Raw genomic sequence first — 14,237 nt, 5'->3', positions numbered from 1 at the left:
AAGTATTGAATAAAAATACAAAATCAACAGCTAACAAAGGAAACAATAAAGGTAACAAAAAGCCACAGGCACAAAAGTCACAGGCACCAAAAGGTAGACCAGCTCCAGCAGCTGCAAAAGAGTTACCGGAAAAAGTAACGTTTGTCGGAAGCTTAACGGTTTCTGAGTTAGCAAAAGAATTAGGCAAAGAGCCTTCTGAAATTATTAAAAAACTATTTATGCTTGGTGTAATGGCAACAATTAACCAAGAGTTAGATAAAGATTCTATCGAACTAATTGCCGGAGAATACGGTGTAGAAGTTGAAGAAGAAGTAGTGGTAGATGATACTGCTTTTGAATCATTAGAAATCATCGATGACGAAAAAGACCTTCAAGTGCGTCCTCCAGTTGTTACAATCATGGGTCACGTTGACCACGGTAAAACGACGCTTCTTGACTCTATCCGTAACACAAAAGTAACGGCTGCAGAAGCAGGCGGTATCACGCAGCATATCGGTGCTTATCAAGTTGTGGTTGACGAAAAGAAAATTACATTCCTTGATACACCAGGGCATGCTGCATTTACAACGATGCGTGCTCGCGGTGCGCAAGTAACGGATATTACAATCCTTGTTGTTGCAGCAGATGATGGTGTAATGCCTCAAACAATTGAAGCGATTAACCATGCAAAAGCGGCAGAAGTGCCAATTATTGTTGCGGTTAACAAAATGGATAAAGAAGCAGCAAATCCAGATCGCGTTATGCAAGAACTAATGGAGCACGGACTTGTAGCTGAAGAGTGGGGCGGAGAAACAATCTTCTGTAAGCTTTCAGCTATTTCAGGTGAAGGGATCGATCAGTTGCTTGAAATGATTTTACTTGTAAGTGAAGTAGAAGAGTTAAAAGCAAATCCTAACCGTCGTGCAGCAGGTACAGTTGTAGAAGCACAGCTAGATAAAGGCCGTGGGTCTGTAGCAACGCTTCTTGTTCAAACTGGTACACTACGCGTAGGTGATCCAATTGTAGTCGGAAATACGTTTGGCCGCGTTCGCGCAATGGTAAATGATATCGGCCGCCGTGTGAAGGAAGTAGGACCATCTACTCCGGTTGAGATTACTGGCCTAAACGAAGTTCCGTTAGCTGGAGATCGTTTCTTAGTGTTTGAAGATGAGAAAACAGCTCGTCAAATCGGAGAAGCTCGTGCTCAAAAGCAGCTTGAACAACAGCGCGGTGAAAAATCTCGCGTAAGTTTAGATGATTTATTTGAAAAAATTAAACAAGGTGAAATGAAAGACTTAAACCTTATCGTAAAAGCAGACGTACAAGGTTCTGTAGAAGCATTGGCTGCTGCTCTTCAAAAGATTGATGTAGAGGGTGTAAATGTTCGTATTATCCATACGGGTGTAGGTGCGATTACAGAATCTGATATCATTCTTGCAACTGCTTCTAACGCAATCGTTATCGGCTTTAACGTGCGTCCAGATGCTGGAGCAAAACGTACAGCTGACGTAGAAAACGTAGATATTCGTCTTCACCGCATTATTTATAAAGTAATTGAAGAAATTGAATCTGCGATGAAAGGAATGCTTGATCCTGAGTTTGCTGAAAAAATCATCGGTCAAGTGGAAGTACGTCAAACATTCAAAGTATCAAAAGTTGGTACAATCGCAGGAAGTTACGTAACAGACGGTAAAATTACGCGTAATAGTGGAATTCGTTTAATCCGTGACGGAATTGTTATCTTTGAAGGTGAAGTAGATGTGCTAAAACGCTTTAAAGACGATGCAAAAGAAGTTGCTCAAGGATATGAGTGTGGTATTACAATTAAAAACTTCAATGATATTAAAGAAGGAGATATTATTGAAGCATATGTAATGGAGCAAATTGATCCTAAATGATTGGACTAGTGGAGTGTGAATGCTTAATTTACGATGCTGCTTCTCTTAAAGAAAAACGTGCCGTGCTACAGCGCATCTTGATGCGCTTGAAGCAGCGGTTTAACGTATCAGTTTCAGAAACTGATTTTCAAGATGTGTGGCAACGAACAAAAATTAGCATTGTCGCAGTCTCATCTAGCCGTGTCACAACGGAACAAGAACTGCAAAAAGCGCTAAGCTTGATTGATTCTTTTCCAGAGATTGAACGTACCATTACAACTTTTGATTGGTTATAAAAGGGGTGACACAGATGAACATAAGAGCAACTAGAGTCGGAGAACAAATGAAAAAAGAGATGGGCGAGATTTTAAATCGTAAAATCAAGGATCCGCGCATCGGTTTTGTGACTGTAACAGATGTTCAAGTATCAGGCGATTTACAGCAAGCGAAAGTTTATATCTCTGTTTTAGGAGATGCTGAACAGCGTGAGAATACGTTAAAAGGCCTTGCGAAAGCAAAAGGATTTATCCGCTCAGAAATTGGTCAGCGCATTCGCTTACGTAAAACACCTGAAATTACGTTTGAGTTTGATGAATCAATTGATTATGGTAATCGAATTGAATCATTGCTTCATGAAATTAAAAAAGAAAGCGATGACCATCAAGAGAACGAATAAGATCAGTGAATGTAGAAACAAAAAAGGGTGTCTCAAAAGTGGTTTTTGCTTCTGAGACACCCTTTTTTAAATGAAAAGGAGATGAAGAATGAGTGGACGGTGTTTTAGTTTTACATAAACCAGCTGGCCTGACTTCGCACGACTGTGTGTTTAAAGTCCGAAAGCTGCTTCGCACTAAAAAAGTAGGGCATACAGGCACATTAGACCCAGACGTTACAGGGGTATTGCCTATTTGTATCGGTAGAGCTACCAAAATTGTAGAGTATCTAACAGGAGCTACTAAAACCTATGAAGGAGAAGTGACACTGGGATTTTCTACAACAACAGAAGATTCTTCCGGAGAGGTTGTAGAAGAAAAGAAAGTAGCGGATTCTTTTTCACGTGCTCAAATTGAAGAAGTGCTGTCTTCGATGACGGGAGAACTTCAGCAAGTGCCTCCAATGTACTCCGCGGTAAAAGTCAAAGGTAAAAAGCTATATGAATATGCAAGGCAAGGAATCGAAGTAGAGCGCCCTGTGAGAACCATTCATATTTATAACTTTGAACTGCTGGATGATCGCGCTACATTTGAGGGAGAACAAATTTCTTTCAAATTCCGCGTAACGTGCAGCAAAGGTACATATGTGCGAACGCTTGCTGTGATGATTGGAGAAGCTCTGGGCTATCCGTCTCATATGTCTTATTTGCAGCGAACGGGTTCCGGGCAGTTTTCACTGGAAGATTGTGTGACATTTGAAGATATTGAACGGGCAGTAGAAGAAGAAACGATCAATGAGAAACTGCATTCCATCGAAGAAGCTCTTAATCATTTGCCGAAACTTCAAATTAGTGATACATTAGCAGAGAAAGTGAAAAACGGTGCGGTATTGCCGTGTACGGAAGATGAAGAGTTAAAAAAAGAACCATTCTTTTTAATGATAAATTCTGCAGGCAAGTGCTTAGCGATTTATGCTCAGCACCCAGCAAAAAAACATTTAATGAAGCCGGTTAAAGTGTTGGCAATCGACTAGACCGGTTAGGGAAAAGGTGAACTGTGTTTTGGAAACGATTGAAATTCGACATCCACACCACTTTCAACGAGAAGCTGTTCAACAATCAGTGTTAGCGCTGGGTTATTTTGATGGTGTGCATTTAGGGCATCAGCAAGTGATAAATTCAGCGAAACAGTTAGCGGATGAAAAAGGCATAGCTAGTGCTGTTATGACGTTTACTCCTCACCCTTCTGTGGTGCTCGGGCGCAATGTACAGCACATTGATATGATCACACCACTTGAAGAAAAAAAGAAACTCATTGAGGAAATGGGAATTGACTTTTTATATATCGTTCATTTTGATAAACAGTTTGCAGCACTATTGCCTCAAGAGTTTGTTGATCAGTATATTATTGGCCTGAATGTGCAGCATGTGGTAGCTGGATTTGACTATACGTATGGAAAGTTAGGTAAAGGAACAATGGAAATACTACCATTTCATTCTCGATCAAAATTCACGCAAACAACAATTGATAAGTTAACAAATGGCGAAGAAAAAATTAGTTCAACGCTTATTCGCGAAAGTTTAGCAAATGGAGATATGCATCGAGTAAAAGAGCTGCTCGGCCGCTATTATGAAGTGTCAGGTACAGTAACTCATGGAGAAAAGCGAGGCAGGCAAATAGGTTTTCCTACTGCTAACATCGCTTTAGACGACGAGTATTTACTTCCGCGCATCGGCGTGTATGCTGTTGAGCTTCAGCTCCACGGCAAGTGGTATGCAGGAGTATGCAACGTGGGCTATAAGCCGACTTTTCACGATAATTTAGAAAAGCCAACAATCGAAGTCCACTTATTGTCATTTGATGAGCAAATCTACGATCAGCACGTAACGGTGAAATGGCACCGAATGATTCGGTCAGAAAAAAAGTTCAGCGGCATCGAAGAGCTTGTTGGTCAGATCTCAAAGGATAAGGAAGAAGCCCTTTCCTATTTTGAAGGAATTCAAAAGCATAAGAAATAAAAAAATATATATAAATAGTTGCTACGACTTGCTTTTTGCTTCAATAAGTAGTAACATAACACTTGTATGTAAAACAACCATTGCTTGGCATTACGATTCACCAACGTTTTGCTCGGTAACTGGGGTTTAATAATAAGGAGGTGAATAGGATGGCTATCACACAAGAGCGTAAAAATGAAATCATTAGTGAGTACAAAACTCATGCGAACGACACTGGTTCTCCAGAAGTTCAAATCGCTGTCCTAACAGAGCAAATTAACAATCTAAACGGTCACTTACGTACTCATAAAAAGGATCACCATTCACGTCGTGGTCTTTTAAAAATGGTAGGTCGACGTCGTAACTTACTTAACTACCTACGTAACAAAGACGTTACTCGTTATCGTGAGTTAATCAACAAACTTGGTTTACGTCGATAATAAGAAGAAAGCGGGAGCATTCCCGCTTTTTTAGTATGTACATTTAAGAAACATTAAAGATGCTACATAATGTGAAAAAAGCTATTGTTTTTGGATATTTCGTTTATAATAAAACTATCACATTTGATTACATACATATTTTATATGTAGAGAGGGGTACTCGTCGATATGGAACAAGAAAAACGAGTGTTCTCCGTAGATCTAGCTGGACGAAAGCTAGAAGTTGAAGTTGGCCAGTTGGCAAAACAAGCAAATGGCGCAGCATTAATCCGCTATGGAGACACAGTTGTATTAAGTACAGCAACGGCTTCAAAAGAGCCTAAAAATGTAGATTTCTTCCCGTTAACAGTAAACTATGAAGAGCGTTTATATGCAGTCGGTAAAATCCCAGGTGGATTCATTAAGCGTGAAGGCAGACCAAGTGAAAAGGCAATCTTGGCCAGCCGTTTAATCGACCGTCCGATTCGTCCTTTATTTGCAGATGGTTTCCGAAACGAAGTTCAAGTTGTCAGCGTTGTAATGAGCGTAGATCAAAACTGTTCTTCAGAAATCGCGGCAATGTTCGGTTCTTCATTAGCATTATCAGTATCTGATATTCCATTTGAAGGTCCTATTGCAGGCGTAATCGTAGGCCGTGTAGACAATGAATTTGTGGTAAACCCAACGGTAGATGAGCTTGAAAAAAGCGATATTCATCTGACGGTTGCTGGTACAAAAGACGCGATCAACATGGTTGAAGCAGGCGCTGATGAAGTACCGGAAGAAGTAATGTTAGAAGCAATTATGTTTGGACACGAGCAAATTAAAAAATTAATTGCGTTCCAAGAAGAAATTGTAGCAGCAGTAGGCAAAGAGAAAGTAGAAGTTGAGCTTTATACTGTTGATGCGGACCTTGAGCGTCAAGTTCGCGAAATTGCAGAAGGTGACATGAACCGTGCTGTTCAAGTTCAAGAAAAGCATGCGCGCGAAAATGCCATTAAAGAAGTAAAAAGCGCAGTAGCTGCAAAATTTGAAGAGCAAGATGTAGAAGAAGAAGTACTAAACCAAGTGAATGAAATTTTATCGAAGCTTGTAAAAAGTGAAGTGCGTCGCTTGATCACAGAAGAAAAAGTGCGTCCTGATGGCCGTAGTATTGACGAAATTCGTCCGCTTTCTTCTGAAACAAACTTGCTTCCTCGTACACACGGATCTGGACTATTTACGCGTGGACAAACTCAAGCGCTTAGCATTTGTACATTAGGTGCACTTGGCGATGTGCAAATTTTAGATGGTTTAAGTGTAGAAGAATCTAAACGCTTCATGCATCACTATAACTTCCCTTCATTTAGTGTTGGTGAAACTAGACCGATGCGCGGACCGGGTCGTCGTGAAATTGGACATGGTGCGCTAGGTGAACGTGCACTTGAGCCTGTTATTCCAAATGAAAAAGATTTCCCTTATACAATTCGTCTTGTATCTGAAGTATTAGAGTCAAACGGTTCTACTTCACAAGCAAGTATTTGTGCAAGCACGCTTGCAATGATGGATGCTGGGGTTCCAATTAAAGCACCTGTAGCAGGGATTGCCATGGGTCTGATCAAATCAGGTGAACACTACTCGATTCTAACGGACATTCAAGGAATGGAAGATCACCTAGGAGACATGGACTTTAAAGTAGCAGGTACGGAAAATGGCGTAACTGCGCTTCAAATGGATATTAAAATTGACGGGTTATCTCGTGAAATTTTAGACGAAGCCCTTCAACAAGCAAAAAAAGGCCGTATGCAAATCTTAAATCATATGATGTCAACGATTGCTACGCCTCGTCAAGAGCTTTCTCAATATGCGCCTAAGATCCTTACAATGGCTATTAACCCTGATAAAATTCGTGATGTTATTGGACCAAGCGGCAAGCAAATCAATAAAATCATCGAAGAAACAGGCGTTAAAATTGATATCGAACAAGATGGTACAATCTTCATTTCTTCTATTGATCAGCCGATGAATGAAAAAGCGAAGAAAATTATTGAAGATCTTGTACGCGAAGTTGAAGTCGGCCAAATGTACTTAGGAAAAGTAAAACGAATTGAAAAATTCGGTGCGTTTGTAGAAATCTTCAGCGGAAAAGATGGACTTGTTCACATTTCAGAGCTTGCAGAAGAGCGTATTGGAAAAGTAGAAGACGTTGTAGCGATTGGTGACGAGCTTTTAGTTAAAGTCATGGAAATTGATAAACAAGGCCGCGTTAACTTATCTCGTAAAGCAATTTTAAAAGAACAAAAAGAAAAAGAAGAAAAAGCAAAAGAAACAAAATAATCTTCTTTTACTACTATATAGATATTGTGAAATCGTCCATACATGAAGAAAATCCATGTGTAGGGCGATTTTATCGTTTGTAGATGTTTGTTCTACCTTGTCCTCTTTATACATATTTTAAATGGTAAAGGGGGAAGGATAAGTGAAGAGAACCATTGTGCAATTTACAGCATTTCTATTTTTACTGGCAATTACATATAAATCTATTTATAATCCTTTTGCTGAAGCATATATAGAAGCACTTAAATCCGATGTACAACTTGTATCAGCTCAGCATGATGCGTTATATCAAAAGATTGAAGAAAAAGCAAAAGATTATGAAAAGCCAGCAGCGAATGCACGAATCGATCCCGTTTGGAAACGGGTTCCTGGCTATAACGGCATAAAAGTTGATCTTGCTGCTTCTTATAAAAATATGAAACCTGCGGGTAAATTTGATGAAAAAAAACTAGTGTACAAACAGGTTAGACCAAAGGTTCACTTGAGTGATTTACCACAGGAACCTATCTACCGTGGACACGATGAAAAGCCTATGGTATCGTTTACAGTGAACGTAGCATGGGGGAACGAGTATTTGCCTAAAATGTTAGAAGTGCTAAAAAAGCACCATGCTAAAGCAACCTTCTTTTTAGAAGGAAAGTGGGTTAAAAATAATCCAGATATGGCAAAAATGATTGTAGACGCAGGCCATGAAGTAGGAAACCACTCTTATTCTCATCCTGATATGGCCACTTTATCGGCTAGTCAAATCAATCAGCAGCTTAAAAAAACGAATGATATTATTACATCTACTACGGGACAAAAAGTAAAATGGTTTGCTCCGCCGAGCGGCAGTTTTCGCCCCGAAGTAGTAACGCTTGCTTCTCAGTTAAAAATGAGTACCATCATGTGGACAGTTGATACAATCGATTGGCAAAAACCAAGTTCAGAAGTGTTAATTAATCGAGTAATGAAAAAGATTCACCCAGGGGCTATTGTACTGATGCACCCGACTGAATCAACGGCCGAATCACTTGACCAATTGTTAACCGATATTGAACGCAAAGGCCTGAAAGTTAGCGATGTGTCAACAATGCTAGATGAAGAAAGAATGATGAAAATACCTTCTTCTACTAAGAAGTAAGTGAGATAAGCAAAAGGGAGGCACTAGCTTGATAAAACGATATACGTGCAAAAATGGTGTAAGAATTGTATTGGAAAATATCCCAACTGTTCGATCTGTGGCCATTGGGGTGTGGATCGGAACGGGTTCTCGAAGTGAACACCCTGAAATTAATGGTGTATCACATTTTCTTGAACATATGTTTTTTAAAGGAACAAAAACAAGATCTGCTCGTGAAATTGCAGAAAGCTTCGACCGCATTGGGGGACAAGTAAATGCATTCACTTCTAAAGAATACACGTGCTACTATGCAAAAGTATTAGACGAACACGCAGATCAAGCGCTAGATGTGCTGGCGGATATGTTCTTTAATTCTTCATTTGATGAAGAGGAATTAGCTCGTGAAAAAAATGTTGTATATGAAGAAATTAAAATGTATGAAGATACACCTGATGATATTGTCCACGATTTATTAGGAAAAGCCGTATATGGCAATCATCCATTAGGCTATCCAATTTTAGGAACGGAAGATACGTTAAAAACATTTAATGGTGATTCGCTTCGTCAGTATATGGAGCAAATGTATATTCCCGAAAACATTGTTATTTCAGTAGCTGGAAACATTGATGAAAGCTTTATTCAACAGGTGGAAAACTATTTTGGTACATATACGTCAAGTCATTCCGCTCATCAATATGTTCAGCCAGAGTTCCATACAAATCATATTGCGCGCAAAAAGGAAACAGAACAAGCTCATCTTTGCCTTGGCTTTAAAGGTTTGCCAATCGGCGGAGAAGATGTATATAGCTTAATTGTATTAAATAACGTGCTTGGCGGAAGTATGAGCAGTCGTTTGTTCCAAGAAGTCCGCGAACAGCGCGGCTTGGCTTACTCTGTTTTCTCTTATCATTCTTCTTATCGAGACAGCGGTCTTGTAACGATTTATGGGGGAACGGGAAGCCATCAGCTCGACGTATTATATGATACGGTTCAAGAAACGCTTTATGATTTGAAAGACAAAGGTATTACGGATAAAGAACTTGCTAACAGCAAAGAGCAGTTGAAAGGAAACTTAATGCTGAGTCTTGAAAGTACAAATAGCCGTATGAGCAGAAACGGAAAAAATGAGTTAATGCTGGGCTATCACCGCTCATTAGATGAGATTTTAGACCTTGTTAATGCCGTGACTAAAGATAGTGTAAATGGTCTTGCGCGAGATATTTTCAAAGATGAATTTGCTCTTTCATTAATAAGCCCGAGTGGAGATTTACCTAAAGGTTTTAAAGGAAATTAAACAGTAACAGTAAGGTTGGCTAAAATAATTGAGCCAGCCTTATTTTTTTGTCATTTTTTGTATGGTTGTTCAATAAATTAGATGAAAGGAGGGATTTTATGAGATTAAGCGAACTGAGTGGAAAAGAAATTGTAGATGTTAAGCGAGCGGAGCGTTTGGGTATTTTAGGGCAAACAGATCTTGAAATTAATGAGCATACGGGACAAATTAATGCGCTTATTATTCCATCTGTGAAGTGGTTTGGGTTTCGAAAGCAAGGAGATGAAGTGCGAGTGCCCTGGGGGAATATCGAAAAAATTGGTACAGATATGGTGATTGTAAATGTCCATCAGCTAGAAGACATAAACAATGAGTCAACAAAATAAGAAACGAGATGCTTACTGCATCTCGTTTCTTTTATTTTCAGGGATAAAGATTCACCGATTCCTGTGTGTTTACATAGTATGTTGGAGAAAAGCAATAGGCATTCTAGGGCGTAATGATAGCACTTTACATCTCGATGGTTTAAGCGAAAGATACATCTATTTAATGTTAAAGAAGGTGAAAATGAAACATGTTAACGGATTTGCACATAGCTGTAATTGGCGGTGATGCTAGGCAGCTTGAAGTCATTCGAAAATTAATTCAATTAGATGCAAAAACCTCTCTTATTGGTTTTGATCAGCTAGATCATGGTTTTACAGGTGCGACGAAATATCAGATAGAGGAGCTGGATTTTTCAGATGTTGACGCCATCATCCTTCCAGTGCCTGGAACAAATCACGAAGGGCAAGTAGATACTATTTTTTCAAATGAAAAAGTAGTGCTGACTGAAGAAATACTTAAAAAAACGCCTGAGCACTGCATTATTTATTCTGGTATTAGCAATGGGTATTTAAACGAATTAGTCAAAACGACAAACCGTAAACTCGTTCAGCTATTTGAGCGTGATGATGTAGCAATTTATAACTCTATTCCTACTGTTGAAGGTACCATCATGCTTGTTATTCAACATACAGATTTTACTATTCACGGTTCAAATATTTCTGTACTAGGTTTAGGAAGAGTAGGAATGAGCGTGGCGAGGTCCTTTGCTGCACTTGGTGCCAATGTAAAAGTAGGAGCTAGAAAATCTGAACATTTAGCACGTATTGCTGAAATGGGTTTGCAACCTTTTTATCTTTCTGAACTCGATAAAGAAATTGCTGATAGTGATATATGTATTAACACCATTCCATACCCCATCTTAACGGCTAAGACATTATCTAATGTCCCGACCCATGCGCTCATTATTGATTTAGCTTCAAAGCCTGGAGGAACTGATTTCCGCTATGCAGAAAAACGGGGAATTAAAGCTATTTTAGCACCTGGTCTTCCAGGAATTGTGGCTCCAAAAACAGCAGGTCAGATTGTCGCTAATGTATTAGTGAATTTATTAAAAGACGCTGCGGATGCGAGAGAGGAGAAAAAATAATGTCATTAAAAGGTAAAAGAATAGGGTTTGGCTTGACCGGATCTCACTGTACGTATGATGCGGTTATGCCAGAAATTGAAAAGCTTGTTAATTTGGGAGCAGAAGTGTTACCGGTTGTTTCTTACACTGTACAATCCACCAACACTCGTTTTGGAGATGGAGAAGACTGGGTGAAAAAAATTGAGGAATTAACAGGTCACGCCGTCATCAATACAATTGTAAAAGCAGAGCCTTTAGGACCAAAAATTCCGCTTGATTGTATGGTGGTTGCCCCGATCACTGGGAATACGATGAGTAAGTTTGCAAATGCAATGACTGAATCTCCGGTACTCATGGCAGCTAAAGCAACGCTTCGTAATAATAAGCCGGTGGTACTGGGAATTTCGACTAATGACGCACTAGGGCTAAATGGTGTAAACTTAATGAGGCTAATGGCGACTAAAAATATTTATTTTATTCCATTTGGTCAAGATGACCCGGTGCTTAAGCCAAATTCAATGGTAGCGCGTATGACGATGTTATCAGACACGGTTTATGCAGCCCTTGAAGATAAACAGATTCAGCCTGTTATTGTCGAAAGGTTCCGCGACGGTCAAGAGTCATAGGACGTATTGTTGCATGAATCAATCCAATACTGCGGCTGTAAGAGAACTCTCAATCTCAAAGAAGAGAAGATTTTAAAAATCTTCTCTTCTTTGACGCAATGAAGCATAATAATATGTTAAAATAGTCAGTATATGCAGATAAATGTTGAGTAGTTGAAAATTGTTGGAGGCGGTATTAAAATGACAAGAGAATTACATGTAGCAGTAGTAGGAGCAACAGGTGCAGTAGGACAACAAATGATTAAAACCCTACAGGAGCGTAATTTTCCAGTTGGTAAATTAACGTTATTATCTTCAGCTCGTTCAGCTGGTAAAAAAGTGTTGTTTAACGGGACAGAAGTTGTTGTGCAAGAAGCAACTCCTGATAGCTTTGAAGGCGTAGATATTGCTTTATTCAGTGCAGGAGGCAGCATTTCAAAAGCACTTGCACCAGAGGCAGTAAAACGCGGAGCAATCGTTGTAGACAACACAAGCGCTTATCGAATGGATGAAAATGTTCCGTTAGTTGTGCCGGAAGTGAATGAAGACGCATTACACGGACATAACGGAATTATTGCTAATCCAAACTGCTCTACAATTCAAATGGTAGCAGCATTACAGCCATTACGCGAAACATACGGTTTATCTAAAGTGCTAGTATCAACGTATCAAGCCGTTTCTGGAGCAGGCGCTGCTGCAATTAATGAATTAAAAGAACAAGCTAAAGCAATTTTAGAAGAAAAAGAGTTTACACCGGAAATTTTACCGGTTGGTGGAGATAAAAAACATTATCAAATTGCTTTTAACGCCATTCCGCAAATTGATAAATTTCAAGATAACGGTTTTACATTTGAAGAAATGAAAATGATTAATGAAACGAAGAAAATTATGAGCATGCCTGAATTGCCAGTAGCTGCTACTTGTGTTCGTCTACCGGTTGTAACAGGTCATTCAGAGTCAGTGTACATTGAAATTGAAAAAGACGGTGTAACGGTAGCTGATGTGAAAAATTTATTGGCTGATGCACCTGGTATCGTATTGCAAGATGATCCAGAAAATCAAGTATATCCAATGCCAGCAGATTGTGTAGGTAAACGAGATGTGTTTGTCGGCCGTATTCGTAAAGATTTAGATCGCGATAACGGTTTCCATATGTGGATCGTTTCTGATAACTTGTTAAAAGGTGCAGCTTGGAATTCTGTACAAATTGCAGAATCACTTATTAAGCTTAGCTTAGTAAAATAAGCGCAACCAGAGTGTCTCGGAACATGATGAGGTGTAAGTATGAAAATAATCGTCCAAAAATTTGGAGGAACTTCCGTTCGTAACGAAGAAGGAAGAGCAAGAGCAATCTATCATTTAAACAATGCATTAAGTGAGGGTTACAAAGTAGTCGTTGTTGTATCGGCAATGGGACGAAAAGGTGAACCGTATGCAACGGATACATTGCTTTCACTTGTTGATGGAAATAAAGCGTCTCTTAATAAACGTGAGCTCGATATGCTTATGGCATGCGGAGAATTAATTTCATCGGTTGTGTTTACGAATTTGTTAAACGAAAATGGTATTAAAGCTACGGCATTAAACGGTGCACAGGCTGGATTTGTAACGAATAATGACTTTACCAATGCTAAGATACTAGAAATGAAATGCGACCGTTTGTTAAAAGAATTAGAAGAATATGATGTCGTTGTTGTAACAGGCTTTCAAGGGGCAACCACTGAAGGCGATACAACGACGCTTGGACGCGGAGGTAGCGATACATCTGCCTCGGCTTTAGGTGCGGCGCTTATGGCTGATTACATTGACATTTTCACGGATGTGGAAGGTGTAATGACGGCTGATCCGCGTATTGTAGAAGATGCAAGACCGCTATCGGTTGTCACATATAACGAAATATGCAACATGGCTTATCAAGGTGCAAAAGTAGTTCATCCACGTGCCGTAGAGATTGCCATGCAAGCAAAAGTACCGATGCGCGTCCGTTCCACATATGCTGATTCAGAAGGTACGCTCGTTACATCTCAAGGTGAAGCACAGCAGCGTGGAAGTGATGTACAAGAACGCCTTGTAACAGGGATCGCGCACGTATCAAACGTGACTCAAATTAAAGTGTTTAGTAAAGAAGGCCATTATGATACGCAAGCAGAAGTATTCAAAGCAATGGCGCAAGAAAAAATCAGCGTGGATTTTATCAATATTTCACCAAAGGGCGTTGTATATACAGTAACAGATGAAGCAACTGACAAAGCAATTGATGTGCTTCATGCGCTAGGATATGAGCCGGCTATTATTCGCAACTGCGCCAAAGTGTCAACGGTTGGGGCAGGAATTGCAGGGGTGCCTGGTGTTACATCTAAAATTGTTACAGCCCTTTCTGGCGAAGGTATTCAGATTTTACAATCCGCTGACAGCCATACGACGATTTGGGTGCTTGTAAAAGAAGAAGATTTAAAGAGAGCTGTTAATGCTCTTCATGGTGCCTTTGACTTGTCAAAAGCACCGCAAAAAAGATAAACTACATGTTCCGTTAGCTATAAGCTAACGGTTCATTACATGAATA

13 protein-coding genes and 1 pseudogene are annotated in these 14,237 nt (G+C 39.6%); all 14 read left to right on the top strand.

The annotated features are described in order from the left end of the window. Nucleotides 1-8: 8 nt before the first annotated feature. Nucleotides 9-1,877 (top strand): annotated as a pseudogene (gene infB / locus U9R83_RS20685) (translation initiation factor IF-2); the annotation flags it as partial. Continuing rightward, complete coding sequence (locus U9R83_RS20680; protein WP_013058835.1) at nucleotides 1,874-2,152, top strand: DUF503 domain-containing protein; 279 nt, start codon at nucleotides 1,874-1,876, stop codon at nucleotides 2,150-2,152. The pseudogene infB and the gene U9R83_RS20680, both read left to right, overlap by 4 nt. Nucleotides 2,153-2,166: 14 nt before the next feature. Then, a complete protein-coding gene (gene rbfA, locus U9R83_RS20675; RefSeq protein WP_013058834.1) occupies nucleotides 2,167-2,532 on the top strand; it encodes a 30S ribosome-binding factor RbfA in 366 nt (121 codons plus the stop codon). Nucleotides 2,533-2,624: 92 nt separating this feature from the next. Then, complete coding sequence (gene truB, locus U9R83_RS20670; RefSeq protein WP_243549895.1) at nucleotides 2,625-3,542, top strand: tRNA pseudouridine(55) synthase TruB; 918 nt, start codon at nucleotides 2,625-2,627, stop codon at nucleotides 3,540-3,542. A 28-nt stretch (nucleotides 3,543-3,570) separates the two neighbouring features. After that, nucleotides 3,571-4,527, top strand: coding sequence for a bifunctional riboflavin kinase/FAD synthetase (gene ribF / locus U9R83_RS20665; RefSeq protein WP_042991925.1), 957 nt, complete (start codon nucleotides 3,571-3,573; stop codon nucleotides 4,525-4,527). 149 nt (nucleotides 4,528-4,676) lie between these two features. Then, nucleotides 4,677-4,946, top strand: a complete 270-nt coding sequence (gene rpsO / locus U9R83_RS20660) for a 30S ribosomal protein S15 (protein WP_013058831.1) — start codon at nucleotides 4,677-4,679, stop codon at nucleotides 4,944-4,946. 168 nt (nucleotides 4,947-5,114) lie between these two features. Then, the gene (gene pnp / locus U9R83_RS20655; protein WP_014458473.1) at nucleotides 5,115-7,241 is read left to right on the top strand and encodes a polyribonucleotide nucleotidyltransferase; all 2,127 of its coding nucleotides are present in this window, start codon (nucleotides 5,115-5,117) and stop codon (nucleotides 7,239-7,241) included. Nucleotides 7,242-7,383: 142 nt separating this feature from the next. Beyond that, nucleotides 7,384-8,364: a polysaccharide deacetylase family protein gene (locus U9R83_RS20650; RefSeq protein ID WP_013058829.1), complete on the top strand. Its 981-nt coding sequence runs from the start codon at nucleotides 7,384-7,386 to the stop codon at nucleotides 8,362-8,364. Between the two features lie 28 nt (nucleotides 8,365-8,392). Beyond that, on the top strand, nucleotides 8,393-9,637 hold the full coding sequence (locus U9R83_RS20645; RefSeq protein ID WP_028411394.1) for a M16 family metallopeptidase: 1,245 nt from the start codon (nucleotides 8,393-8,395) through the stop codon (nucleotides 9,635-9,637). Nucleotides 9,638-9,735: 98 nt separating this feature from the next. Further along, on the top strand, nucleotides 9,736-10,002 hold the full coding sequence (locus U9R83_RS20640; RefSeq protein WP_013058827.1) for a YlmC/YmxH family sporulation protein: 267 nt from the start codon (nucleotides 9,736-9,738) through the stop codon (nucleotides 10,000-10,002). A gap of 188 nt (nucleotides 10,003-10,190) precedes the next feature. After that, nucleotides 10,191-11,090: a dipicolinic acid synthetase subunit A gene (gene dpaA / locus U9R83_RS20635; RefSeq protein ID WP_013058826.1), complete on the top strand. Its 900-nt coding sequence runs from the start codon at nucleotides 10,191-10,193 to the stop codon at nucleotides 11,088-11,090. Next, nucleotides 11,090-11,695 (top strand): dipicolinate synthase subunit B, encoded by a 606-nt coding sequence (locus tag U9R83_RS20630; RefSeq protein WP_013058825.1) that lies wholly within the window; start codon nucleotides 11,090-11,092, stop codon nucleotides 11,693-11,695. Before dpaA ends, U9R83_RS20630 begins: the two co-directional genes overlap by 1 nt. A 180-nt stretch (nucleotides 11,696-11,875) precedes the next feature. After that, nucleotides 11,876-12,919 carry an aspartate-semialdehyde dehydrogenase gene (gene asd / locus U9R83_RS20625; RefSeq protein WP_014458475.1) on the top strand — a complete coding sequence of 348 codons (1,044 nt, stop codon included), beginning with the start codon at nucleotides 11,876-11,878 and terminating at the stop codon, nucleotides 12,917-12,919. Nucleotides 12,920-12,958: 39 nt separating this feature from the next. Next, on the top strand, nucleotides 12,959-14,191 hold the full coding sequence (gene dapG, locus U9R83_RS20620; RefSeq protein ID WP_014458476.1) for an aspartate kinase: 1,233 nt from the start codon (nucleotides 12,959-12,961) through the stop codon (nucleotides 14,189-14,191). Nucleotides 14,192-14,237: the final 46 nt, after the last annotated feature.

Origin of the sequence: Priestia sp. LL-8 (assembly GCF_036227845.1) — a bacterium.
Classification (GTDB): Bacteria; Bacillota; Bacilli; order Bacillales; family Bacillaceae_H; genus Priestia; species Priestia zanthoxyli.
This window is presented reverse-complemented; position numbering and strand designations above follow the sequence as displayed.

What these genes read in the sequence shown, in the direction of transcription:
- U9R83_RS20680 (WP_013058835.1), top strand. Translation starts at nt 1,874, where the DNA reads ATGATTGGACTAGTGGAGTGTGAATGCTTAATTTACGATGCTGCTTCT.
- rbfA (WP_013058834.1), top strand. Translation starts at nt 2,167, where the DNA reads ATGAACATAAGAGCAACTAGAGTCGGAGAACAAATGAAAAAAGAGATG.
- rpsO (WP_013058831.1), top strand. Translation starts at nt 4,677, where the DNA reads ATGGCTATCACACAAGAGCGTAAAAATGAAATCATTAGTGAGTACAAA.
- pnp (WP_014458473.1), top strand. Translation starts at nt 5,115, where the DNA reads ATGGAACAAGAAAAACGAGTGTTCTCCGTAGATCTAGCTGGACGAAAG.
- U9R83_RS20640 (WP_013058827.1), top strand. Translation starts at nt 9,736, where the DNA reads ATGAGATTAAGCGAACTGAGTGGAAAAGAAATTGTAGATGTTAAGCGA.
- dpaA (WP_013058826.1), top strand. Translation starts at nt 10,191, where the DNA reads ATGTTAACGGATTTGCACATAGCTGTAATTGGCGGTGATGCTAGGCAG.
- U9R83_RS20630 (WP_013058825.1), top strand. Translation starts at nt 11,090, where the DNA reads ATGTCATTAAAAGGTAAAAGAATAGGGTTTGGCTTGACCGGATCTCAC.
- asd (WP_014458475.1), top strand. Translation starts at nt 11,876, where the DNA reads ATGACAAGAGAATTACATGTAGCAGTAGTAGGAGCAACAGGTGCAGTA.
- dapG (WP_014458476.1), top strand. Translation starts at nt 12,959, where the DNA reads ATGAAAATAATCGTCCAAAAATTTGGAGGAACTTCCGTTCGTAACGAA.